General features: G+C 43.4%; 25 protein-coding genes. 9 read left to right on the top strand and 16 right to left on the bottom strand.

What is annotated here, in order from left to right; all coding sequences use genetic code 11:
• Positions 1-10: 10 nt before the first annotated feature.
• The 10 genes from EUAN_RS00440 to EUAN_RS00485 form a co-directional block, all read right to left on the bottom strand.
• Positions 11-568 (bottom strand): DL-endopeptidase inhibitor IseA family protein, encoded by a 558-nt coding sequence (locus EUAN_RS00440; RefSeq protein WP_071060561.1) that lies wholly within the window; start codon positions 566-568, stop codon positions 11-13.
• Positions 569-579: 11 nt separating this feature from the next.
• Positions 580-1,803 carry a threonine ammonia-lyase gene (gene ilvA, locus EUAN_RS00445; protein WP_071060563.1) on the bottom strand — a complete coding sequence of 408 codons (1,224 nt, stop codon included), beginning with the start codon at positions 1,801-1,803 and terminating at the stop codon, positions 580-582.
• Between the two features lie 13 nt (positions 1,804-1,816).
• On the bottom strand, positions 1,817-2,653 hold the full coding sequence (locus EUAN_RS00450; RefSeq protein WP_071060565.1) for a CvfB family protein: 837 nt from the start codon (positions 2,651-2,653) through the stop codon (positions 1,817-1,819).
• A gap of 109 nt (positions 2,654-2,762) precedes the next feature.
• The gene (locus EUAN_RS00455; protein ID WP_084655619.1) at positions 2,763-3,302 is read right to left on the bottom strand and encodes a TDE2712 family protein; all 540 of its coding nucleotides are present in this window, start codon (positions 3,300-3,302) and stop codon (positions 2,763-2,765) included.
• Positions 3,303-3,404: 102 nt separating this feature from the next.
• Complete coding sequence (locus EUAN_RS00460; RefSeq protein WP_071060566.1) at positions 3,405-3,857, bottom strand: chemotaxis protein CheX; 453 nt, start codon at positions 3,855-3,857, stop codon at positions 3,405-3,407.
• Entirely contained in the window at positions 3,857-4,714 is an 858-nt protein-coding gene (locus EUAN_RS00465) for a response regulator (protein WP_071060568.1), read from the bottom strand. Before EUAN_RS00465 ends, EUAN_RS00460 begins: the two co-directional genes overlap by 1 nt.
• A 76-nt stretch (positions 4,715-4,790) precedes the next feature.
• A complete protein-coding gene (locus tag EUAN_RS00470; RefSeq protein ID WP_071060570.1) occupies positions 4,791-5,153 on the bottom strand; it encodes a hypothetical protein in 363 nt (120 codons plus the stop codon).
• Entirely contained in the window at positions 5,150-6,310 is a 1,161-nt protein-coding gene (locus EUAN_RS00475) for a metallophosphoesterase (RefSeq protein ID WP_071060572.1), read from the bottom strand. Before EUAN_RS00475 ends, EUAN_RS00470 begins: the two co-directional genes overlap by 4 nt.
• A gap of 88 nt (positions 6,311-6,398) precedes the next feature.
• Entirely contained in the window at positions 6,399-7,859 is a 1,461-nt protein-coding gene (locus tag EUAN_RS00480) for a uracil-xanthine permease family protein (protein WP_071060574.1), read from the bottom strand.
• 358 nt (positions 7,860-8,217) lie between these two features.
• Positions 8,218-8,961 (bottom strand): peptidylprolyl isomerase, encoded by a 744-nt coding sequence (locus EUAN_RS00485; RefSeq protein ID WP_071060576.1) that lies wholly within the window; start codon positions 8,959-8,961, stop codon positions 8,218-8,220.
• 142 nt (positions 8,962-9,103) lie between these two features.
• Here EUAN_RS00485 and EUAN_RS00490 point away from each other — a divergent pair, with 142 nt between their 5' ends.
• On the top strand, positions 9,104-9,406 hold the full coding sequence (locus EUAN_RS00490; RefSeq protein ID WP_071060579.1) for a DUF1294 domain-containing protein: 303 nt from the start codon (positions 9,104-9,106) through the stop codon (positions 9,404-9,406).
• Here the strand turns inward: EUAN_RS00490 and EUAN_RS00495 are convergent.
• Positions 9,383-9,967: a nitroreductase family protein gene (locus EUAN_RS00495; RefSeq protein ID WP_084655621.1), complete on the bottom strand. Its 585-nt coding sequence runs from the start codon at positions 9,965-9,967 to the stop codon at positions 9,383-9,385. The two genes, EUAN_RS00490 and EUAN_RS00495, sit on opposite strands and share 24 nt — an antisense overlap.
• 200 nt (positions 9,968-10,167) lie before the next feature.
• Between EUAN_RS00495 and EUAN_RS00500 the strand changes: the two genes are divergently transcribed.
• From EUAN_RS00500 to EUAN_RS00535, 8 genes are all read left to right on the top strand, one after another.
• Positions 10,168-10,665, top strand: a complete 498-nt coding sequence (locus EUAN_RS00500; RefSeq protein ID WP_071060581.1) for a hypothetical protein — start codon at positions 10,168-10,170, stop codon at positions 10,663-10,665.
• Positions 10,666-10,795: 130 nt separating this feature from the next.
• A complete protein-coding gene (locus EUAN_RS00505; protein WP_071060583.1) occupies positions 10,796-11,278 on the top strand; it encodes a Na+/H+ antiporter subunit E in 483 nt (160 codons plus the stop codon).
• A gap of 20 nt (positions 11,279-11,298) precedes the next feature.
• On the top strand, positions 11,299-11,562 hold the full coding sequence (locus tag EUAN_RS00510) for a monovalent cation/H+ antiporter complex subunit F (protein ID WP_211266224.1): 264 nt from the start codon (positions 11,299-11,301) through the stop codon (positions 11,560-11,562).
• Positions 11,562-11,870, top strand: coding sequence for a cation:proton antiporter (locus tag EUAN_RS00515; RefSeq protein ID WP_071060587.1), 309 nt, complete (start codon positions 11,562-11,564; stop codon positions 11,868-11,870). Before EUAN_RS00510 ends, EUAN_RS00515 begins: the two co-directional genes overlap by 1 nt.
• On the top strand, positions 11,851-12,378 hold the full coding sequence (locus EUAN_RS00520) for a Na(+)/H(+) antiporter subunit B (RefSeq protein WP_071060589.1): 528 nt from the start codon (positions 11,851-11,853) through the stop codon (positions 12,376-12,378). Before EUAN_RS00515 ends, EUAN_RS00520 begins: the two co-directional genes overlap by 20 nt.
• Positions 12,379-12,381: 3 nt before the next feature.
• A complete protein-coding gene (mbhE, locus tag EUAN_RS12125) occupies positions 12,382-13,065 on the top strand; it encodes a hydrogen gas-evolving membrane-bound hydrogenase subunit E (protein ID WP_084655623.1) in 684 nt (227 codons plus the stop codon).
• Positions 13,058-13,411 (top strand): cation:proton antiporter subunit C, encoded by a 354-nt coding sequence (locus EUAN_RS00530; RefSeq protein ID WP_211266225.1) that lies wholly within the window; start codon positions 13,058-13,060, stop codon positions 13,409-13,411. The genes mbhE and EUAN_RS00530 overlap by 8 nt, the downstream gene beginning before the upstream one ends.
• A 122-nt stretch (positions 13,412-13,533) precedes the next feature.
• Positions 13,534-15,024 (top strand): complex I subunit 5 family protein, encoded by a 1,491-nt coding sequence (locus tag EUAN_RS00535; protein WP_169817300.1) that lies wholly within the window; start codon positions 13,534-13,536, stop codon positions 15,022-15,024.
• Between the two features lie 41 nt (positions 15,025-15,065).
• Here EUAN_RS00535 and EUAN_RS00540 read toward each other — a convergent pair whose 3' ends face one another.
• From EUAN_RS00540 to EUAN_RS00560, 5 genes are all read right to left on the bottom strand, one after another.
• The gene (locus tag EUAN_RS00540) at positions 15,066-15,752 is read right to left on the bottom strand and encodes a nitrite/sulfite reductase domain-containing protein (RefSeq protein ID WP_245674406.1); all 687 of its coding nucleotides are present in this window, start codon (positions 15,750-15,752) and stop codon (positions 15,066-15,068) included.
• On the bottom strand, positions 15,742-18,651 hold the full coding sequence (locus EUAN_RS00545; RefSeq protein WP_071060593.1) for a sensor domain-containing protein: 2,910 nt from the start codon (positions 18,649-18,651) through the stop codon (positions 15,742-15,744). The genes EUAN_RS00540 and EUAN_RS00545 overlap by 11 nt, the downstream gene beginning before the upstream one ends.
• A gap of 74 nt (positions 18,652-18,725) precedes the next feature.
• Positions 18,726-19,760 (bottom strand): protein-glutamate methylesterase/protein-glutamine glutaminase, encoded by a 1,035-nt coding sequence (locus EUAN_RS00550; RefSeq protein WP_071060595.1) that lies wholly within the window; start codon positions 19,758-19,760, stop codon positions 18,726-18,728.
• 4 nt (positions 19,761-19,764) lie between these two features.
• A complete protein-coding gene (locus EUAN_RS00555; protein ID WP_071060597.1) occupies positions 19,765-20,580 on the bottom strand; it encodes a CheR family methyltransferase in 816 nt (271 codons plus the stop codon).
• A 30-nt stretch (positions 20,581-20,610) separates the two neighbouring features.
• Complete coding sequence (locus EUAN_RS00560) at positions 20,611-22,290, bottom strand: methyl-accepting chemotaxis protein (RefSeq protein ID WP_071060599.1); 1,680 nt, start codon at positions 22,288-22,290, stop codon at positions 20,611-20,613.
• Positions 22,291-22,292: the final 2 nt, after the last annotated feature.

Below are 22,292 nucleotides of genomic sequence, written 5' to 3' on the forward strand. Positions count from 1 at the left end.
TAAGAGACCTTTACTCTTTCTCGAACTCTCTTATTTCGTCTGTTATCTTCCATTCGCCCTCTATATACTCAAAATACACCTTGTATACCTCCGAAGACCCCTCTTCCATCTTGTAGCTTACGTTTATGCTTTTCTCGTCTATGTCCTCTCTGCCTGAAATCTGAAGACTGCTGTAGTCCGGCATCATGCCCATATCTCCAAGCGGAAGGGCGTATCTGCCCTGCACCTCTACAGCTGGAATCATGCTCATCAAACGCTCTGTGTACTCTTTAGAGTAGTGGGCTTCAAGTTTCTTCGCTATCTTCTCAGGGCTATTGTACTCCTCGGTAAATGGGCTGTATACCATTTCAAACTCGTCTAAAAGCTCTTCTTCTTCAATTCCCTGGAATATGTCCATAAAGGCCTGCTTGCCCGCTACTATCTTGTCTCTCAACTGCTCGTCTGAAATAAGCGATATATCGTTCTCTTCTCTGAGTTTGTCCATCTTCTCTTGCTCAGATTTCTGGCATCCAAATGCCCCTAGTGCAAGTGAAGCCAGGAGCGCCAAAATTAAAAGAAGCTTCTTCATAGCATCCCCCTCTAAATCCTGTCTACGCTATAGCCCTCTTCTGAAAGAGCCTTGACTATTCTCTCTATATGACCATGTCCGTTTGTCTCAACTGTGACTTCAAGCTCCACTTCCATAAATCTATCTATGCTCTTGAGCTGGTTGTGCTCTAGCTTTATCACATTTCCGTTCTGCTCTGATAGTATTTTGGATATCTTTAGAAGCTCTCCTGGCTTGTCCTGAAGGTCCACCTTGAAGCTGAATATACGCCCTCTGCTGATAAGCCCTCTGCTTATCATAGATGACATGGTGAGCACATCTATATTTCCTCCGCTGACTATTGCGGCCACTTTCTTGTCTTTGAACCCCAGCTTTTTAGTCCCTGCAAGCGCAAGCACTCCTGCGTTTTCCCCGACCAGCTTGTGCTTGTCGAGCAGTATCAGGAACGCTTCCATTATTTCAAACTCAGAGACCACAACTATGTCGTCTACCATGTTTTTCACGACTTCAAAAGTCAGGTCTCCAGCCTCTTTGACTGCGACTCCGTCAGCTATTGTCCTTACTTTTTCAAGGCATGTGACGCAACCCATGTCCAGTGAGGTCCTGAGAGTCTTCGCCCCTTCAGGCTCAACCCCTATGACCATTATGTCGGGCTTTATCTGCTTTGCCGCAAGGGCGACACCGCTTATAAGGCCACCACCGCCCACAGGCACCACAATGCACTCTAAATCTGGGATCTCCTCTAGTAGCTCTAAGGCTATAGTACCCTGCCCCTCTATTACGTCCCGGTCGTTGAATGGATGTATGAATACATATCCATTCTCATCTCCAAGTCTCCTAGCCTCTCTGTAGGCATCGTCGTAGAAGTCTCCGTAGAGCACTACTTCAGCTCCGTAGCTCTTTGTGGCCTCCACCTTTATAAGTGGCGTTCCTGCGGGCATAACTATAGTCGACTTGACTCCAAGCCTGTTTGCCGCATAGGCAACGCCTTGGGCGTGGTTTCCAGCCGAAGAGGCTATAAGGCCGTTCGAGCGCTCCTCCTCTGGAAGCTTGCTTATCTTGTTGTAGGCCCCTCTTATCTTGAATGAACCTGTGTTCTGAAGGTTTTCAGGCTTTATATAAACCTGGTTTCCCGACTCTTTGCTGAATACATTGCTGTATATAAGTCCAGTGTTTTGAGCCACTCCATACAGTCTCTCTCTGGCTTCAAAGAAGTCTATACCTCTTATTTTTCTCTCGTATTCTTCTCTCTTCATATCTACTGCCTTTCTACTTTTTAAGTTCTATTCTATCGGCCTTTATCTCCACTTTTCTGAGCTTGTAAAGCTTTCCAACGGCTCTTTTGAAGGCGTTTTTGCTCATGTTAAGCGTGCTCTCTATCTCTTCCGGGCTGCTCTTGTCGCAGAGGTGAAGTGTTCCGCCTTTTTTCTTCAGCTCGTCTATTATCATCTTGGCGTCCTTGTCCATCTGTCTGTAGGCTTTCTTTCTTATGCTCAGGTCCAGCTTTCCGTCTGCCCTCTTTTTGACAACTCTGGCCTCTATGCTGTTTCCTATTTTCAGCTCCTCGTAGAGCTCATTTTCGTGCACAAGCCCATGGTATTTCCCGTCTACAGCTATAAGCGCGCCTAGTCCCGGCTTCACCTCGTACACGATCCCCTTTACCTTGTCGTTTTCATTGTAAGGTGAATTCATGCTCAAAAGATCGTATATCTTCATAGTCGCACAGATTCTGCTGCTCTTGTCTATATATAGTCCTACCATTATCCAGGCCTCTTTTTTCACTTTTCCAAGCTGCTCCTTGAAAGGTAGGAATAGGTCTTTCTCGAGTCCCCAGTCCAGAAAAGCGCCTATCTTGGCAACGTCGGCCACTTGTAGCATACCTATCTCTCCGACTTGAAGCTTTGGCTGCTTCATAGTCGCAACCATTCTGTCCTCTGAATCCTTATATACAAAAACCTCTACGCTGTCTCCAGGCTTAAGCGGCTTTATTATCTGCGATTTCGGGAGCAGTATCGCCTCTCCTTCCACTCCTTCTGTTCCAAGGTATAGTCCTATTGAAACCTCTCTTTTTACCGTCAAAAACTGCTTTCTTCCTAATTCTATCATCTATTTTCATCCTCTTTTCTTGTTTTCATCTTTTCGATTATAACTATTCTACCACAAAAATATAAAGAGAATGCGAATGCATTCTCTTTTTTGTGTTTTTATTGTCAAATTAGCTTACAGCTTCAATGATTTTTTCCTCTATATAGCTCTTAAGCTCTTTTTCGCCTATCTTGACGCTGTCTCCACCGTAGATATCCGGCATAACTCTGAAGAAGTTTATTACGACCTTGTTTCCGTCTATATAGCTCTCCTCTTTATGCCCTGGTATAAATATAACCTCTACGTCTTCATATTTCGAATCCGAAACCGAGCTGTTTATCTTCTCTACAAGGTCGTCTAAATTAAGTACTTTTAGCGGAGCAACCATAGTGTTAGTATACTCTAGGTCTTCTAGCATCCACATATTGTTGTTCCAAAACTTTCTCTCTGTCTTGGATGAATCGTTTAGCATCTCTCTGTTTGAGATTGCGCTGAGCACCTTTCTAGCTGATTCAGGTGTAAAGTCATCTCCGTAGAGTCTGTCCATGCCCGAAAACTCAGTTATGTTCACCAGATAGCTCTCTCCTACTTTCTCTTTTTCGCTTGTTGCCTGCCAGTAGTAGAGCATTCCCTCTATAGCGTCTAGCTTTAATTTTATAGTCTTTATCAAATCAAACCCTCCCTTTGCATTTATATATTCTATACTGCACAAGATAATTATATCACTAATCTCAAATAAAACAAAAAAATAAAATACCATTTTATTGGTATTTTATTCTAGCGCCACATTCAGTTTTATAGTCATCTCGTCCACTATCATGTCGAGGTCCAAGATGCTCTTGGAGTTTACCTTTATGTTTATACTCTCTCCTGTCATAAGCACCGGAGTCGAGATATCAACTATTATCCCATCTTCCGAGTAGTTTGTACTGGCATTCGCTGTAAGCATATTTGTGAGTTCCGAAATTGCGCTTTGAGCCATCTCGTTTAGCTCGTCCACCTGCATCCCCATCATCATCTTGGACGCGATCTTCTTGCCATCTTCCTCACCTATGATGTATATTATATTTCCCTTTATGTCCCCTATAAGCCCTAGCGTAATGGTTATGCCACTTCCAACTATTGTGTCTTTCAGGGCGACTCCGCCTTTTTTAACTTCAAACCCGAGCTGGGGCATTACGTTGTCGAAAGCCTTTATAAATGGATTTATATACTTTACATCCACTATTTCTCACCTCTCTTAAAGCCCACACTCATAGTCACTTCTCCAAACGATGTCTCAATGTCTACAGACATGACTTCAAGGTTCACTTGAGATATGTTTATCGCCTCTCCATAGAATATAGTAGGCGGTGCAATCTTGAGGCCGTAGCTCCTGTCTTTCATGTTCAGCATAGAGCACGCATTCCCAGCTATTATATTGGCCCACTCAGAGAGCAAGTTGAGTATGGTGTCCATGTCCACCTCTTCTTTTTTCAGTATCTCTGAAGCCATATTCCCAGCCGTCTCGTTTGAAAGGTCCACAACCATTTTCCCTGAGAAAGCTCCTATTATTCCTATGACTATGGATATCCCCTTAGATCTCTCCACATTGTTCTTCTTTTGCTCGTCTTTGAAATTCACAAGTGTCCTAGTCATCTTGTTCATATTGTCGGCAAAAGATTCTTTGAACACATCAAAATAGATGCCCTCTAGCGTGTTGAATATGTCCTTGTAATTGCTGGCCCTCTCTAGCTCTGCAAGCAGCTGACTCTCTTCCACAGGCTTCTGTATATATCCTGAAACCTTAAGTTTTTTCGCCTTTTCTAGCAGCTCTTCGTCCATAAGCGAACTCACTATCACAACTGAAGACTCTGGGCTTACTTTCTTGACTATCTCTGTGCACTCGAACCCGTCTGTGCCTGGAAGTGTCATGTCCATAGTCACTACATCCGGCTTTAACTCGCTGGCCTTCTGCTCGACCTCTTCTTTGTTCATGGCCTCTCCAACTACCTCGTATCCATTTCTTTCAAGCATCTCAGTTATTATGCTTATAGAGAACCTCGAGTCGTCAACTATAAGCACTCTCTTTTTTCCATCCATAGCTTCATCTCCATTCCAATGTTTCTAAAGCTATTATACCCAGATTGTAGCTTTAAATAACTATTTTTTAACTATACTAGTCAAGTTTGAGTCCAGTCTTTGTCTCTATAGCCTTCCTCATAGGCTCTACATAGCTGTCCGTCATATATGTCTTGTAGACGTAGAAAAGCATTTCAAGCCATTTGTCCCCGTCTAGCAGTGTCTCCAGCTCTCCGTTTGGAAGCGACTTTCTAGCCTCTTCTGCCTCCTCTCTAGTGTAGTACATATGTTCGTAGTCCTCTTTTGACATTATACCTATCTTTCCGCCTCGTTCTGCTATGCTGACTGTAAAGCTTCCGTACTTCTGTATCTCGTCGTCCTCCATAGTGCACTCCATAACTCCATTTGTATGCGCCCTGAAAAACACATCTCCTTTTTTAAGCTTAGCTATATCTATCATTCTATCTCCTCCTTGAATTCTACATTTATAACAACTACTTCAGAATTGCTTCCTATCTTTATTGGCGGCCCCCAAGTTCCGTATCCAGATGAGACTATCGCCTCCATATCGCCATAGGACTTTATTCCCCAGTCTATATCGTATATTGCGCTCGTTATTATAGAGCCTGGAAAAAGCTGTCCTCTGTGGGTATGACCTGAAAGCAGCAGGTCCACTCCTAAGTTTTTGGCTTCTCCGCTCTTCATAGGCTGATGGTCCATCATGATCACAGGCTTCTCTGTGTCAACATCTCTTAGCAATTCTTCAAGCTCCGCCCTAGGTACTCCGCTAAAACGCTCTCCCGAGAGATCGTCTCTTCCAACCAGCACTACTCCGCCTGCTTCCTCGTGCTCGTCTTTAAGTATTTTGACTTGGCTCTTTGAGAGTATCGCTTCAAACTCCTCTTCGCTGCCACCTATATACTCGTGGTTTCCAAGCACTCCGTATACCCCGTACTTGGAGTCTATTTTTTCAAGCCGGTCCGCCATCTTCTCGTCTATAAAGTACTCCACGTCCTCGTCGACTATATCTCCGCCTAAGAGAACTATATCGGGCTTCTCTTTGTTTATGACTTGTATAAGTTCTTCGAGCCTGCTGTTTCCAACTATATTTCCCAAGTGTATATCGCTTGCAAATACTACTTTAAGCCCACCTTTCGGACCGGGCTTGTCCATCTTTAAGCTGTACTCTGTCGTCTCAACTCTTCTCGCATTCACCGACCCGTAGACCACAGATGCAAATACCACCACTATGCCTATAGTTCCAAATACCTTGGCAGCTTTTATTCTCGCTCTACAGCTTGAAATCCTCCTCTTAAACAGAATATAGAGCATTTTAAGCGCGGATATGACGATTAAAGCATAGGCCATGACAGCTAGGTAGTATGCCCCTGTATTTGTGAGAAGTACATCCACCCCTTCTGGCATAAAGGGGTTAAGAGCCCTAGCCAAGATATAGCTAAAGGCTACCGCCATAAAAGCTGCCCAGTATATTTTATCATTCTTTATTTTAACACCCATAATCCTTAAGTAGTTTTTCAGGTTCTTTCCTATATATATGTTTATGAGAAGATAGAGTGCAAAGAAAAGCACTATAGCTATAAACAGTCCGTAGTTCATGTATTCACCTCCCGATTCTAAATTTACTATAAAAACATAAAAAAAGCTACATACCCGGGGATATGTAGCTTGAATTCTAAGCTTCTTATTATTTTTTAACTGCCTTTTTTGCTTCCATTTCATCTCTCTCTTGTTGCTCTTGAGCAAGAGTTTTCTTAGGTATGATTATGTTAAGCACGAAAGCAACTATTGTAGCTATAGTAACTGGTGAACTTCCGAAAACCATCTTGATAGTAGGGCTGTAGTTAGCTAGTAGCTCTGGAACTGAAGTAACTCCCATTCCAAGCGCTAGAGCAAGTCCAACTATACCAGTGTTTCTGTTTGAAAGCTCATCTTGTATTATAAGCTTGATTCCTGACATTGTGATACTAGCGAAAACTCCTATTGTAGCTCCACCTATAACCGCTTGAGGTATAGTAGTCATAAGAGCTCCAAACTTAGGTATGAATCCTGCTATAAGCACGAATATGGCAGTTATCATAAATACAAATCTACTTACAACTTTAGTAGTAGCAACTATACCAACGTTCTGGCTGTAAGTAGCTAGTGGTAGTCCTCCGAAAAGCGCTCCAACTAGCGATCCAAGGTTACTTCCTATGATTCCACCTTGAAGCTCTTCGTCAGTAACTTCTCTGTTCATTCCACCCATTGTAGTAGCTGAAAGGTCTCCAACAGCCTGTACCGAGTTAACTATGAATATGATTGCCATAGACATCATAGCTGGTCCTTCGAAAGCTATGTTGTACTTTCCAAATGCAGGAAGTGCAAACCATCCCTTAGCAGCTACAGCGTCGAAGCTTACCATTCCCATTGCGAAAGCAACTACGTAACCAACTATTATACCTATCAGTATAGAAGATAGCTTTATCATTCCCTTACCAAACTGTCCTACGAATAGAACTGTTAAAAGTGTTACAAATCCAACTATAAGGAATTTAGGATCTCCGAACTGTCCTCCTGCTAGAGTCTTCTGTGCAGCCTCTATAACTGCAGGTGCAGATTCTGGGTTCTTAAGGTTGTTTGCAGCAGTTATAAGTCCTGCTCCACCACCTATATACTTTACAGCTGTAGTGTAAAGCGAAAGACCTATACTTAGAACAACTGTTCCTGCCACGATAGGCGGGAAGAATTTTCTAAGTGGCTTTATAAATATACCAACTACCATTCCGACTACGGCTCCAACTATTTGGGCTCCAAGTATACCTGGTAGTCCATATTCAGCTCCTATAGCTGAAAGTGTTGGAATATAAGCGAAACTAACTCCCATTATAACTGGTAGCTTAGATCCTACTATAGCAATAGGAAAAAGCTGGATAAGAGTTCCTATAGCTGCGATAAACATGGCACTCTGTACAAGAACGGCGGCATCTGCACCTAGCGATGCATCTCCTGTTCTAGTGGCAAGTCCGTTTACAACTCCTGAAACTATAAGTGCTGGTGTGATGTTACCTATTATCATCGCGAGCAGATGCTGAAGCGACAACGGCAGTGCAGTAGCAAAACTTGGTTTTCCGTAAAAATCAAATACGGAAGTTGACTTTGTACTCATAAAATATCCCCTCCAATAGTTTATTTAGCCCAAGATCACTTTGTGTTCTTCTAACTAAAATAGACCTGTTTATGCCGAACTTTACATTCTCATAAACTATTGCCAGATATTCTATACAGTTTTTCTTGGTCTCTTCTACCCTTCAAATTGAACTATCTCAGATTCAGAGATTTCCAACCTGCATAACAAGACAGAGAGATTACGCTTAATTTAATTAGTATTATAACACCCTGTCTTTTAAATGACAACGTTTTCTTTTCTTTTTACTGAAAATTTTAATTCCCCGGGTTGTACTTAAAACTTTCAATAAAAAGAGGAGACCCATTTAAGTCTCCTTTTCTATTTACCCCTAGTTTTCCTATTTAAACTCTACAGTATACTTTTTCTTTAAATCATCTATTTTTGTATAGTAGACTTCCTGCTGTCTAAGTCCTAGAAGCTGATTTTTTATGCTGTCTTGTACTTCTTCAAGAGACTTTTCCTCTGATGCTTTCTTGTCTACAAGCTTTATGATGTGGTATCCAAACTGTGTCTTAACAGGCTCTGAAACTTCCCCTATCTCCATTCCAAAAGCTGCCTCTTCAAATTCCGGCACCATGCTCCCTCTCTGGAATTCACCAAGATCTCCGCCTCTGTCTTTTGAAGGACATGATGAAAACTCCTGTGCTTGACTTTCAAATTCTGAACCTGACTTTATTTTTTCAGCTATTTCCTTTGCCTGCTCTTCGCTGTCCACTAGTATGTGGCTTGCTCTGACTTTTTCGCCTTCTACAAACATGGCTTTGTTCCTGTCGTAGTAGTCTGCTATCTCTTCGTCTGACACAACTGCCTGTGAAAGTATCTTCTGTATAGAGTATTGCTTCAGCAGATTCGACTTAACCTTTTCAAGCTCAGCTTTGAACCCGTCTTCTTCCTGAAATCCATTTTCTAGCGCATCTAGATAAAGTAGTTCATGGCTTACAAGCTCATCCACTATTCTCTTTGTACCCTCTTCGTTTTGAAGTTGCATAGCGTTTTGAGGCCCTATGCTCTGAAGAAACTCATTGACTTTCTCCTGTGTTATTTCACTTTCTCCAACTACTGCATATACTTTATTCTCCATATTTTCAGCTCTCCTTTGACATTTTTTATTACATCTGAACTTAACATATACCTGTCCAGCTGTCAAATCCAGGACCTAATGCCCTCGCTTTTTTGGTATAATATCTATTGTAATAGTATATAGACTGAAAAGGAGATTTCAAATGTGGAAATTAGCTGTTTTCTTTATAATAATAAATGCACTGTCTTTGACCATGATGTATATGGATAAATACTACGCCAAAAGCTCTAGGCGAAGAATACCTGAGTCTAAACTTATGACTGTGGCTATATTTGGAGGTAGTCTAGGCGCTTTTATGGGCATGAACCTATTTCGCCACAAGACAAAGCACCCCAAGTTCAAATACGGGCTTCCTGCCATAATGGTCCTTCACTTCGCTCTTTTCTTGCTGATCTGTCTCCAGCTGAACGGAATAGACGTATCAGGATTTTTTAAAGTGGCCTAATCTCAATTTTATTTCTTCCAACGGCTTTCTGCTGTCTGGGTGTTCTTTCTCTTTGAACTCCTCTAGCGGAAGGTCGTCTTTGCACCCAAGCTTGCCCATTGCAACCGCTGCTATTATGTCATAATCCTCCGGTATGTCTAGCTTCTGTCTCGCCGCTTCCTTGTCAAATCCCGCCATCCCATGAGTCACAAGCCCTCTCTTTGTAGCCTCTAGCGAAAGAAACCCCCAGCTTGTGCCTGCGTCAAATTTGTTGTACGGATTTGGCTTGCCGTTGTAGGCGAACTTCTTGTGGGCAAGCACTAAAAAGAGCACTGGCGCTTTTTTGGCCCATAGCCTGTTTTTCTCATTCAATACCCCTCTGAGCAATTCCAACTCGTCTTCTTCTGTCGCCACGAGGTATCTCCATGGCTGCTCGTTAAAGCAGGACTGGGCAAATCTTGCCGCATCGAATACAGCTTCAATGTCCTCGGCTGAAAGCTTTTCTTCGCTGAACGCCCTAGGAGACCACCTCTCCTTTATCTCTTTCAGTATGTCGTATTTATAATCTCTATGTTGATCCATTTTCATCATCCTTTCGCTGTGTTTTGCATATTTCTTTATTACCCGTAAGCTCCCAAGTGAAAACAGCACTATTTTCAGATTCAAATCTATAGATAAGTGCTTTTGGATAGATTTTTTCAATTAGAGCTTGTTCCTGTTTAAGTGTTACAATTTAACCATAGTAAAAAAATATGCCTCTAGGCAAAATGAGGAGTGATTTTATGGATAAAATGCTACAGAGACTTGTCGATCAAGGCGTTATGCCAGAGTCTTTCGGTGAGTACATTGAAAACGCACTGGAAAACAAGGACAGCTTTATAATTTCAGGACATAAGGGATGGGGTATACTCCCACTTATGGCCGGTGTAAGTGCCGCTGCAAAGTCAAAGTTTTCAATCAAGCAGGTCAAAAAAGAGGAAGATCTTTCAGACAGCGCCGACTACTACATAATAGGCGATTTGAAAATCGATGATTTTGAGAAGCTGGTTGTGGATTCAATCTCCAAGCCTGAAACTGCTACTATAACTATCAAAGACCCTGAACATGCCTACTCTATAATGAAAGTGCTTAAAGCTTTCTACAAAGCCACAGACGACAGCTCTAAGACTTTCCAGGTTCTAGAGTGCGCCAAAATAAATGACGAGAAAAAGCTCGTAAAGATAACTACTATGACTTTTGACGAAAGTGGAAAGCTCTCTAAGAAAGACTTAAACGCTTAGCTTTAAAAGAGTTCCTGAAAAGGAACTCTTTTTTTGGTATTTAGTATACATAATTTCGTGTGAAAATCTCGGTACTTTAAGGGCGCTTTTTATTGTATAATATTATAAACTGTTTTTAAGGAGGTAAAAAATGAGAAAATACAGCTTTATACTGATCTTGTATGTAACTTCGGTGCTGTCCTGGACTATACTCTCAGAAAATCTGAGTCTTTCTTCTGTTGGACTTGGCTTTATACTCGCCACTTTCGTGCTGGCTTTCACCCAGGACTTTATATCCGACTCCAAGATGCCTGCAATACGGCTAGAGTACTTTATAAAAATGATAGGATACTCTTTTAAAACCATAGCTTCTGTCTATGTTTCCGCCTTCAAAGTGATGAAAGGTATTTTTCTAAACAAGTTTGACGTCTCCATAGTGGAAGTCGAACTCCCTTCAGATTTAGGTTTCGTAAATGCATTGGTATGCAACTCCATAACGCTGACTCCAGGTACGCTGAGTCTAGAGAAAAACAAAAAGAAAGCTCACATCCTCTTGCTAAATCCAGATTCCAAGTCTCTTGAAGAGCTTGTAGCTGACATAGAGTCAAGCTATCAGAATCTATCTGGAAGCTAAATATATCCATTGAAAGGTAGGTGTTTCAATTGTTGGAGCTTTTTTTAATTCTCGTATCTGTCTTGATTCTCTTTCTGGCCATATATGTAATCAAGCATCATAATATATGGGACAGTATTTTGGGAATGAGCCTTTCTGCAACTCTGATCGTTTTGGGGATTGTCCTTTACGCAGCTTTTACAGACAGTACAATGTTTATAGATATAGCCATAACTTTTGGGCTGCTAGGCTTTGTAGGTACTCTGTTCACAGCTGTATTTATCTATACAAGAGGTGATATTTGATGGAAATTTTAGGATACACACTCATAGGTCTTGGATTTGTGTTCATACTATTTGGACTGCTGGGAATGTTTAAGTTCAACTCATTCTTTAAGAGGGTTCTGGCTTCTTCGCTTATAGACTCTGCTGGCTTTGTCACAGTGCTTGTAGGCGTTCTGATTCTAAAAGGAGCTTCCTATTTCTCGCTTAAGATAGCCCTTTTGCTCGGGATAGGGCTTATCATAAATCCCATAACAACTCATATAATAGCTCTCTCTGCTTGGAAATCTGGGTACAAGGAGGATGTCTGCGATGATGGAACTAATTCTTAACATAAACCTGCTGCTCCTCATAGTTATATCCATAGCCATAGTGGCCACTGGAACTGTAAGAAGAGCTGTGATTCTCTCTGGCGTATTGTCTATCGGAGCGGCTTTCGCCTACATGCTCTTGGCTGCCCCTGATGTAGCCTTGGCGGAAGCCGTTATAGGAAGCACTATTTCCACAATAATACTGCTTGTAGGTATAAAGAAGTCAAGGCTTTTTACTGTATACTACGTAAAGACAAGAGATACTGTCAGAGACGAGATTTTCAAGGCCATAGAGAAAAACCTTCTCACCAAAGAGCTCGATCCGCAGTTCATATGCACTAACAAAGACAAGATGTACGTAAAAGAACACCATGACTTCGAGATGCTCGTAAGAGAAGTGGACGACAAGGTGGAGATATACGGTGAAAAAAGCAACTCGGTATTCTGCGAAGTTCTCGAGAGCATCGAAGACGAGGTCGGAGCTGAGAATATAATAATAAAAGACATATACAATATGAAGGAGGACTAGAATATGAGAAGAAAAGTACTGGCTCTAGCCATTATAGCTCTAGGATCTATCTTTCTTATGCTCTACTTTTCCACTATAGAGTCCTTCACGCCTGTGCTGAGAAACCTGTATATAGAGCAGGCACAGTCTAGAACAGGTGTTATGAACGTGGTCACTGCGGTATACCTGGACTACAGGGTCTTCGATACTCTGTTAGAGGCATTGCTGCTGCTTACATCTGTCGTGGCTATCTTCCAGTTTATACAGCTGGAGGTCTTTGAGCAAAATATACAGGAGTGGGTCAGTGTAGACTCTGTGGACTACTCCCAGTCTGAAATCCAAAGGTACCTGGTAAGCATTATTTATCCTCTCTTTGTGATACTAGGTGTATATGTAATCGCAAACGGTGCCGACTCTCCTGGTGGAGGCTTCCAAGGTGGAGCAATACTTGCGGCCATAATAATGTCCAGGTATCTCATAGTTCCGACAGAGAAATACGACTATCAGATTCCGTACTTGTTGGAGAAGATCTTCTATCTCTTGATTCTGATAACGCTTTCTCTCTTTATAACCGGAAACCTGAATTTCATCTCCAGCAGGACATATATACTGGTGGCCAACACACTTATAGGCGCGAAAGTTGCATTTGGACTTACAGCCATATTCTTGAGATTTATATACTTCGAGGAGGAGAATCGTCGTGGATAACTTCAGCATGGTAGAACTTACAGGACTTGTGCTATTTTTTATCGGAATATACGGTATAACAGCCCGAAAAAACATAGTGAAGTCTATTTTATCAATAAGCATAATGGAAATAGGCATAATACTGTACTTTCTGGGAATAAACTTCGAGGTAGGTCAGGTCCCTCCTATAGGCGATCTAACACGCGGTGTTCCAGCTGACCCACTTCCCCAAGCCCTAATGATAACAACTATCGTGATCGGAGTTGCAGTTACAGCTGTGTCTCTCTCTATGTTCATAGCCATGTACCACAGGTATGGAACTATGAGCTGGGAAGTGGCAAAACAAAATAGACTAAAGGATGATTAAATATGAGACTATACTTTCTAGTAATGGCACCCATATTCATAAGCTTACTTATGTATATTCTGCCCCTAAAAGGAGCCTTTCGATCCTTCATATCGTTGACGCTCCACTTTTCTCTGATAGTGATGTCCGTAAGCAACCTGCTGAGTGTGAAGTCCTCGGGAATTCCCATTACAGCAGCTATAAGCGCCAATGACATCCTGGGAATAAGCCTCTACAGCGACTTGATAGCATCTGTCTTTGTAGTGCTTATAAGCTTGCTCTTCTTTGTCTTCAGCGTCTACTCTTTCGAGGACTACCTAAAGGACAAGCTCTTCCAGTTTCTGTTCATCTCGCTTGAGGGGCTTATATTCCTTCTCTTCCTGTCGCGAGACCTTTTTAACATATTTGTGGCTGTAGAAGCTTCAACCATAATATGTTCCATACTCATAATGTACAAAAGGGACAGCCGTTCCATATACGATGGCCTTTTCTACCTCATGATAAGCACCGTGGGGATGCTCTTTTTCTTGCTCGGGACAGCTATGCTCTACAAGATATTCGGTGTCTTGGACATATCTGCCCTTAAGAACATGATGACAATGGCCAATGTGCGGGCGTTGATAGTGCCTTATGCACTGATAATGGCTGGTGTATCTCTGAAATGTGCCTTTGTTCCAGTCTTTAGCTGGCTTCCTAAGGCATATGGAACTCCGGGGGCACCTCCCCTTATCTCAGCCCTTCTTTCTGGTGTATACATCAAGACTGGTATTTACATGTACATCAGGATGAGGGATATGTTCTCTCCTATGGTGGATATGGACAACTTCTTTATAGTCATAGGAATACTGACTTCTATAGTTGGAATCCTCTTTGCGCTTATGCAGAAAGACATAAAGATGATACTTGAGTACCACACCATATCCCAAATGGGCCTCATACTGATAGCTGTGTCCATAAACGACACCTATACAAAAGCAGGTGGGCTTCTTCACATCATGAACCACGCCCTTTTCAAGTCTCTTCTCATACTGGCAGCTGGAGTTATAATCTACCAGTACAAGACTAGAAATATATATGAGATAAGGGGAGTGTTCAGGCGGATGCCTTTCACGGGGCTTGCAATACTCATAGGCATTCTAGGTATAACAGGAGCTCCTTTCTTCAACGGAAGTGTGTCCAAGTACTTTATACAGTCTGGAGTTAAGGGAGCCTGGATAGAGTGGTTCATCATATTTATAAACCTCGGCACTACGCTTTCGTTTATAAAGCTGGGAAGCATACTCATTCCAAACCCTGTTGAGAGGATCACGCTGAAAGAAAGCAAACCCAAGTCCATATCCATGATACTGCTGTCTTTGGGATGCCTTTTCACGGGCCTTGGAGCCACTACTATCTCCAAGAATCTGCTTGGCCTTGATGTTAAAATAAAGCTTTCAGGCTATATAGAGAAGGGCTTTATCTGGATAGGTTTTATAGTTCTGAGCATACTGATCTACAAATTCGGAATTTCCAGATCTAAATTCTTCAAGAAAGGCTACGGACTTGAGCTTTCGTTCAACAATATATCTGTTATACTGCTTGTATTCTTCTTTATAATACTTGGAGTCTATCATTTCATGGTTCCAGTGGCATAGAAAAGCGTGCAGATTCTAGAATCTGCACGCTTTTCTTAATCTTATTTAACTTTCTCTAAACCAGCCTGAAATTCTGAAAGGCCTATCCTGTCTATCAAATGCCCCAGTTTTTCCCCTTCTTCTGCAATCTCCTGGTAGTGCCTTACAAGGCTGTCTATATAGACAAGCACCTCTTCCTCGTTTAAGTCCCTTACAAGTATATCCGCTAATCTTGGGTGAAAGCCTGCCGAGCCTCCAGCAGTGACCATCATCAGTCCGTTCACATCGGCTATCACGCCTATATCCTTGCTGTAGACACTTCCACATGCATTTCTGCATCCTGCAACGCCAATCTTGGTTCTACATGGCATCTTCATCTTCTGGTACTTTCTAGAGAGCTTCATTCCAAGCCCTATTGTGTTGTACTTCACTCTCTTGCACAGCCCAGCAGGGCATATCTCCACGTTTTTTACAGAGTTCTGCACCTCCACAGCCGGCTCCATGCCAAGCTCTTCCCATATGTCATTTAGATCCTCTTCCTTCAAATTGCTTAAGAGTATCCTCTGCCCAGAAGTTATCTTCAGGGCGGCGTTGTATTTTTTAGCCACTACAGCTATCTTCTCCAGGTCTTCGGGCCTAATGAAGCCTCCCCTTATATGAGGTGTTATGCCGTATGTTCTCTTTCCATTTCTTATCTTCTGCATATTTCCAAAATGCTTTCCCATGTCCTGCACTCTCCTAGTTCTCATTCAAGAAACTTTTATTGTATATAAGCTCCGCGTCCTCTTTTTCTAGCGGCTTGCTAAACAGGTATCCCTGTATTCTATCGCACTTTCCTACCTTGAGCTTCTTGTACTGCTCCATATACTCTACGCCTTCTGCTATTACCTCCAAGTTCAAGCTGTGAGCCAAAGATATAAGACTGTCCATTACCCCTATGTTTTCGAGCTCCAAGAACCTGTCGCTCAGCGACTTGTCCAGCTTTATCTTGTTCACAGGCAAAAACGTCAGGTAGCTCAGAGAAGAGTACCCTGTGCCGAAGTCGTCAAGCGCTATTCGCACTCCCATAGATCTCACTTCCTCTAGGAACTTGAGCGGCTGATCTTTCTTTTCCAAGAATACACTCTCGGTTATCTCTATCTCCAGCTCGCTTGGCGCCACCCCATAGTGTTCCAGCCTGTCTTTTAAAAACTCCAAATACCCTTCGTCTTTGAGCTGCTTAGCCGAAAAGTTTATGGCTACAGTCTTTCCCTCTAAGCCTCTAGACTTCCATTCCTGAAGCTGCCTTATTGCCTCTTCTGTCACAAACCTTCCAAGCTCGTGTATGAGATCCGTCTCCTCTGCTATAGGTATAAACACCCCTGGAGATATGAACCTGTCCTTCAGCCTTATAAGCGCTTCGAACCCCGATATCTCCCCGCTTTCCACGTCTACCTGCGGCTGGTAAAGCAGCTTGAATCCGTCATTCTCCACCGAGTCCCTCAGCTGCTTTTCTATATCCACTTTCTCCTGAACTTGCGCCACCATGTCCTTGTCAAAGAAAGCGTAGTTGCTCTTGCCGTTGTTCTTCACGCTGTACATGGCCATGTCCGCATTCATTATCAGCTGTCCAGAGTCGTCTCCGTCTATAGGATAGAGCGTTATGCCCATGCTGCAAGATATGAACTCCGCTTCACCTGAAACCGCTATTTCCCTCTTCAAAATATCTATGATCCCGTCTGCATACTCAGAGATCCTTCCTATGTCCGTCTCCTCGGATATCATCACCAAGAATTCGTCTCCTCCAAACCTGGATATAGTGGAGTTTTCTATGTTGAGTTCAGCAAGCTTTTCGGCTATCTTCCTCAGGATCTTGTCGCCGTAGATATGACCCATAGTGTCGTTTATCTCTTTGAAGTTGTCCAAGTCCAGCAGAATAAGTGCGCCTCTCTTTCCATATCCAAGCTCGTAGTCCAGCTCCTTCATAAGCGACCTTCTGTTTGGAAGTCCTGTCAAGAAGTCGTGGTATGCAAGGTACTCTATATACTCTTCCTGCTCTTTTAGCTTTGTCACGTCTATTACTATACCGCTTATGGACTTGAGCATCTCGTCTTTGTAGAGGCCCTTCCCTTGAAGCAGGAGCTTCTTTTTCTCAAGATCCTCGTAGTCAAGCTGGACGTATAGCTCTCCAATTCCTGTACTCTTGTAGAGCTCGTATTCCTGCATAAATTGTTTTCTGGCGCTTTCTCCAAATATGTCGTCTATAGTTTCCTCTAGGCTCTCTTTCTTTTCTACTCTCTTCCCAACTATATTCGAGAATTCCTTTGAAAAGTAGATAGTCTCGTCTTCCATGTCTATCTCCCATACAGCTGAGTTTGTCCCCTCTATGGCTATTTCGTACTTACGCTTCAGCTCTTCGAGCTTCTCTGTATAGTCCTGTATCTCATCGTACTGGGCCCTCAGCTCTTCTTCTGATGCGCTCAGCTGCTGGTACGCCGAGGAGATTATCTCCTTGGACTCGCTTATCTCTCTTTTGCTGTCTTCTAGCTCTGAGAAATAATCTGACGACTCTTCAAGTATGGCGTTTATCGAGTGGGTTATACCTTGGAAAGTATCGCCTTCTGTAACTGGCAGTCTATAGCTCAGATCGCTCTCTAGGTCTATTCTGTGAATATTGTCGTGGAGGTTCTTTACCGGGACTATTATGTTCTTGTTCTGTGTCCACAGGATGAGTCCGACCATCACAGCAGTCACCATCACAGAGTACTGAAGCATCCTCTCTATGGACCTGTATACCTCCTCCATGGAGATTCCAAGCACTATATGCTCCTTGTATCCGTCGTCAAACTCTATAGGGTACACTATCTCCATAATTTTTTCGCCTGTGCTGGCCAGCGTTTTTTCATTTAAGACAGCACCTGAAACTGCACTCTTCTCCTGCTTCTCCAGCACAGCTTTTTCACCACTGTATCCAGTCCCTACAGCTTCTGCATCTGTATCCGCCAGCACTTTGAAGCTCTCGTCTAAAATATAAGCGTACTCTATGCTGTCCTCTCGCTCTAGGTCGGTCAGTATCCTCTGGTAGTCAAATTTATTTGTAAGCTCTCTTATGCTTTCAGCTCTTATGCCTATCTGCACGTAATTTCCGTCCTCGTCTTTCATCGCGCCATACTTGGTCAGTATTCCATATTCAGCGTCTGGCCTTATTTTTTCCACCATGAAACGCTCTTCGCTCTTGGAAAAAAGGTCGAGCGGATGGTTCTCCGGCACTGTCCAGTCCTTGTATCCGTCATGGGTGCTGTAGATAGTTTCACCGTTTCGCCTTATCCAGTGGATTTCATCTAAGCCCAGCTGTTCCTGAATCTCAAGCAGCTTTTCTTCGCTTAGATTCTCCCTCTCAGCTATCACTATCTGAGAGGATATCTCTATCTTTTCATCTAGTGCGCTTTCCATGGCTCTTAAAGACGCGTTGTTCCCTTTCACCTGTCTAGAGACTTGATCTGCCAGCTTAATCCCACTGCTCTTGACTTGGTCTATGAGCATGCTCTTCGATATGTAGTAGCCTAGAATGCTCATCAGCATTATGGCCACGATGCTTATAATAAGCGGTATGTATATTAGTTTGTATTTGTCTACTATCTTTTCTCTGCTGTATCTGCTCTTCCACATCTCAATGCTCCTTAGTTTAGAATATCTAAGTATAGTATATACTTTAAAGGCATGGCTACGCCATACCTTTTTAGCTATAAATACTCTACTATGGCCTTTCCCATTTTGTCTATAGGGACCTGTTTTTCCACAGCCCCTATATTGTACGATACCATGGGCATTCCATAGACTACGCTTGTATCCCTGTCCTGACCTATGGTATACGCGCCTCTCTGTTTCATGCTCAGAAGTCCCTTGGCCCCATCTCTGCCCATGCCTGTGAGTATTACACCTAGCGCCTTTTTCCCTACATGCTCTGCAACCGATTCAAACAGCACGTCTACCGAAGGGCAGTGACCGCTTACTTTCTCCCCCTCGTAGCATCTTACAGTTAATTTCCCATTCTCTGGCCTGACTTGCATATGGAAGTCTCCAGGCGCTATTATGATTCTTCCAGGCTTCACCTCATCCCCGCTCTTGGCCTCTATGACCTCGAACCCTGTCTGGCTGTTCAGCCTGTCTGCATACATCTTTGTGAACGACGATGGCATATGCTGTACCACGACCATCCCCGGGATATTGGTGGGCAGCTGTTTTATCAACTTAAAAAACGCCTCTGTTCCCCCTGTAGAAGCGCCCACGGCTATGACCTTTATTCGTTTGTTCAAGTCGCGCTTTGGTTCCGCTTCGACGTCTCTCGACTTAGAGTCTTCATTCTTTAATTTTACCAGCTTAGCTGTAGAAGCAGTCTTCACCTTGTACTCGAGCTCCTTCAGGAACCCCTCCAAGTCCTTTTTCGTCTTTACATCCGGCTTGGACACAAAGTCCACGGCTCCGGCCTCAAGAGATTCCATAAGCTTCTCCTTCATTCCACTTATGACCACTGTCGGTATGGGATGCTGGCTCATAAGCTTTCTTAAGAACTCTATGCCGTTCATCTTGGGCATATTTATGTCTAGAGTTATGACGTCGGGGTTGAGCTCTTCTATTCTGTCTCTTGCCTCGAAAGGGTCTGACGCCTGCCCAACCACCACTATGTTTTCATCTCTCGATATTCCCCTTGATATGATCTCTCTAGAAAGTCTGGAGTCGTCTACGACCAAGACCTTCACCTTCCTATTCCTATTCATAAACCTATTCCTTTCTGTATATTGCCGGCTCTACAATTTTAAACCTGCTCTCAATTCCGCTTAAGGACTCTGTCCGACCTATAAAGAGATACCCGCCCGGTTCCAAGCTGTCGTAGAACTTTCTTACCAGCTCCGTCCTTGTGATGTCGTCAAAGTATATCATCACATTCTTGCAGAATATGACATGAAACTTTTTCTTGAACGGAAACTTGCTCTCCATCAGATTGAACCGCCTTATCACAAGCTCTTTTCTGATCTTGTCCGACATGGTGTATTCGCGCAGTCCAGTCTTCTTCATATATGTATCTTTCCATCGCTTTGGAAAATCTTCTACCTCCTTTTCCGAGTAGGCCCCAGCTGCCGCCTGTCTCAGGACTTTGGTAGATATGTCAGTGGCAAGTATGTCTGTCTTCCACCTGTACTTCCTGCCGCTGAAATACTGATCTACTATCATGGCCAGTGTATACGGCTCCTGTCCGCTGGAGCATCCAGCGCTCCAAACCCTAAGCTCGAAGTCCTTTGCAGTCTTCTCTATCCAAGGCAACGCCACTTTCCCAAAGAACTCGAAGTGGTCTGGCTCTCTCATAAAGAAGGTATGGTTAGTGGTTATCCTGTTGACCAGGTCCACTATACCATCCTCATCTGTTTCAGATTCTAGATATCTGTAGTAGTCTGTGAAGTTGTCGAATCCAAGCTCTGCTATCCTGTTTCCAAGCCTGCCTGTTACCAGGCTCTTCTTCTCGTCGCCTAGGCTGATTCCAAAGCTCTTTTTTATATATCTCCTGAGCAAGTCGAATTCCAAGTCGCTTATTTCAGCCAATTCAATCGCCTCCCTTAACTACTTAGCTACCTAGTACCTTCCAAACTCTCTTTCACTCAGATTTATCCTTATGCTTCCCTTTCCTGAACTCTCCTCTTCCTCGTCCATCATGTTGAGTATTTCCGAGCCTATGCTGTCGAAGCTGCCTTTCGAGGACTTGAACTTTCTGAGCTTGAAAGTGCTTACCGCCTCTTTAAGCATATTTGCCTGTCCTGATAGCTCCTGGCTTGCAGCCGCCACTTGTTCTGAAGTTGCGGAGTTGTTCTGGATCACATCTGAAACCTGTAGCACAGCCTGGTTCACCTGCTCTATGCCTATCGACTGCTCGTTTGAGGCTTCTGCTATCTCCGCTACATACTTGGCCACTTTTTCCACTTCCTCTATTATGTCTGAAAGCGCTTTGGCCGTATCCCTTGCGATTGCAGTCCCATTCTCTGTCTTGTTTATAGACCCTTCTATCATCTCTGTAGTCTCTTTTGCGGCGTTTGCACTTCTAGCGGCAAGGTTTCTGACCTCTTCTGCCACAACGGCAAAGCCTTTTCCGTGCTGTCCCGCTCTGGCAGCCTCTACAGCGGCATTGAGGGCAAGTATATTCGTCTGGAACGCTATTTCATCTATTACCTTTATTATCTTGGAGATCTTCTCTGAAGACTCGTTTATCTCTTCCATAGACTTAAGCATCTCCTGCATCTTTGCATTTCCCTCTTCTGCATCTCTCTGGGCCTTGTAAGCTATCTCGCTTGCCTCGTTGGCATTTCCAGCATTCTGAGTCGTCTGGGCTGAAAGCTGCTGTATTGAGGCTGTTATCTGCTCTACAGAACTGGCCTGCTCTGTAGCTCCCTGTGAAAGCTCCTGGCTTGACTGCGCCACTTGAGTCGATCCGACAGAGACCTGCTCTGAAGATGAGTTTATATCTGTCATAACTGCGTTTACGCTTCTAGCCATTTCATCAAAGGCCTTGGCAAGCTGGCCTATTTCATCTTTACTGTCCACGTCTATCTCTACGCTCAAGTCTCCTTTTGCGATCTCCCTTGAAGCTACAAGAAGCTTGTTTACAGGTCTCCTTATCGTCCTGGCTATGAAAACTCCAAGCCCTATAGCTATTGCTACCCCTGCAACCAGTATCGAGATCGCCTGCACTGTGGCCGTCTTAGCTGTAGCTGTGTTGCTTGCAGATAAATCCTTGGCAGCCGAAATCTTGGTCTCTTTCATGCTCACCACGGCGCTGTCTATGCTCGCTCCGATTGAAGCGCCTTCCCCGTTCAGTAGGCTTATGGCCGCTGGCTTGTTCCCAGCCTTTACATAGCCTATTATCTGATTTGTTATCTGGTCGTATCTGGCTTTTTCGGTCTTTATCCTCTCTGTGAGCTCCTTTCCCTCTTCAGTGAAGAGAGTCTTGGAGTAGCTGTCTAGAGTCTTGGTGAACTCCTCGTTCGCCTCTGCAATCTTTCCTTCGTACTCAGATATCTTGGCCGTATCCTCTGTCAGAATTATGTCTCTTAGCTTTATCCTGTTCTGCTGGTAAGTGTCTGTTATGGTCACAAGCTCCCCAGTAGGCGCTGTCATGGTCTCATATAGCTTGGTGTCCAGAGCGTCTATCTTCCAAATATTCACTATCCCAACTGCACCTATTATTCCTGAGACAACTGCCATTATCAAAAAACCAACTATAATCTTGGTTCCAACTTTAAAGTCTTTATACCCTTTCATGT

The sequence above is a fragment of the Andreesenia angusta genome, from assembly GCF_001855385.1.
GTDB lineage: Bacteria > Bacillota > Clostridia > Tissierellales > Gottschalkiaceae > Andreesenia > Andreesenia angusta.

What these genes read in the sequence shown, in the direction of transcription:
- EUAN_RS00440 (WP_071060561.1), bottom strand. Translation starts at nt 568, where the DNA reads ATGAAGAAGCTTCTTTTAATTTTGGCGCTCCTGGCTTCACTTGCACTA.
- ilvA (WP_071060563.1), bottom strand. Translation starts at nt 1,803, where the DNA reads ATGAAGAGAGAAGAATACGAGAGAAAAATAAGAGGTATAGACTTCTTT.
- EUAN_RS00450 (WP_071060565.1), bottom strand. Translation starts at nt 2,653, where the DNA reads ATGATAGAATTAGGAAGAAAGCAGTTTTTGACGGTAAAAAGAGAGGTT.
- EUAN_RS00465 (WP_071060568.1), bottom strand. Translation starts at nt 4,714, where the DNA reads ATGGATGGAAAAAAGAGAGTGCTTATAGTTGACGACTCGAGGTTCTCT.
- EUAN_RS00470 (WP_071060570.1), bottom strand. Translation starts at nt 5,153, where the DNA reads ATGATAGATATAGCTAAGCTTAAAAAAGGAGATGTGTTTTTCAGGGCG.
- EUAN_RS00475 (WP_071060572.1), bottom strand. Translation starts at nt 6,310, where the DNA reads ATGAACTACGGACTGTTTATAGCTATAGTGCTTTTCTTTGCACTCTAT.
- EUAN_RS00480 (WP_071060574.1), bottom strand. Translation starts at nt 7,859, where the DNA reads ATGAGTACAAAGTCAACTTCCGTATTTGATTTTTACGGAAAACCAAGT.
- EUAN_RS00485 (WP_071060576.1), bottom strand. Translation starts at nt 8,961, where the DNA reads ATGGAGAATAAAGTATATGCAGTAGTTGGAGAAAGTGAAATAACACAG.
- EUAN_RS00490 (WP_071060579.1), top strand. Translation starts at nt 9,104, where the DNA reads ATGTGGAAATTAGCTGTTTTCTTTATAATAATAAATGCACTGTCTTTG.
- EUAN_RS00495 (WP_084655621.1), bottom strand. Translation starts at nt 9,967, where the DNA reads ATGGATCAACATAGAGATTATAAATACGACATACTGAAAGAGATAAAG.
- EUAN_RS00500 (WP_071060581.1), top strand. Translation starts at nt 10,168, where the DNA reads ATGGATAAAATGCTACAGAGACTTGTCGATCAAGGCGTTATGCCAGAG.
- EUAN_RS00505 (WP_071060583.1), top strand. Translation starts at nt 10,796, where the DNA reads ATGAGAAAATACAGCTTTATACTGATCTTGTATGTAACTTCGGTGCTG.
- EUAN_RS00515 (WP_071060587.1), top strand. Translation starts at nt 11,562, where the DNA reads ATGGAAATTTTAGGATACACACTCATAGGTCTTGGATTTGTGTTCATA.
- EUAN_RS00520 (WP_071060589.1), top strand. Translation starts at nt 11,851, where the DNA reads ATGATGGAACTAATTCTTAACATAAACCTGCTGCTCCTCATAGTTATA.
- mbhE (WP_084655623.1), top strand. Translation starts at nt 12,382, where the DNA reads ATGAGAAGAAAAGTACTGGCTCTAGCCATTATAGCTCTAGGATCTATC.
- EUAN_RS00535 (WP_169817300.1), top strand. Translation starts at nt 13,534, where the DNA reads ATGTCCGTAAGCAACCTGCTGAGTGTGAAGTCCTCGGGAATTCCCATT.
- EUAN_RS00540 (WP_245674406.1), bottom strand. Translation starts at nt 15,752, where the DNA reads ATGAGAACTAGGAGAGTGCAGGACATGGGAAAGCATTTTGGAAATATG.
- EUAN_RS00545 (WP_071060593.1), bottom strand. Translation starts at nt 18,651, where the DNA reads ATGTGGAAGAGCAGATACAGCAGAGAAAAGATAGTAGACAAATACAAA.
- EUAN_RS00550 (WP_071060595.1), bottom strand. Translation starts at nt 19,760, where the DNA reads ATGAATAGGAATAGGAAGGTGAAGGTCTTGGTCGTAGACGACTCCAGA.
- EUAN_RS00560 (WP_071060599.1), bottom strand. Translation starts at nt 22,290, where the DNA reads ATGAAAGGGTATAAAGACTTTAAAGTTGGAACCAAGATTATAGTTGGT.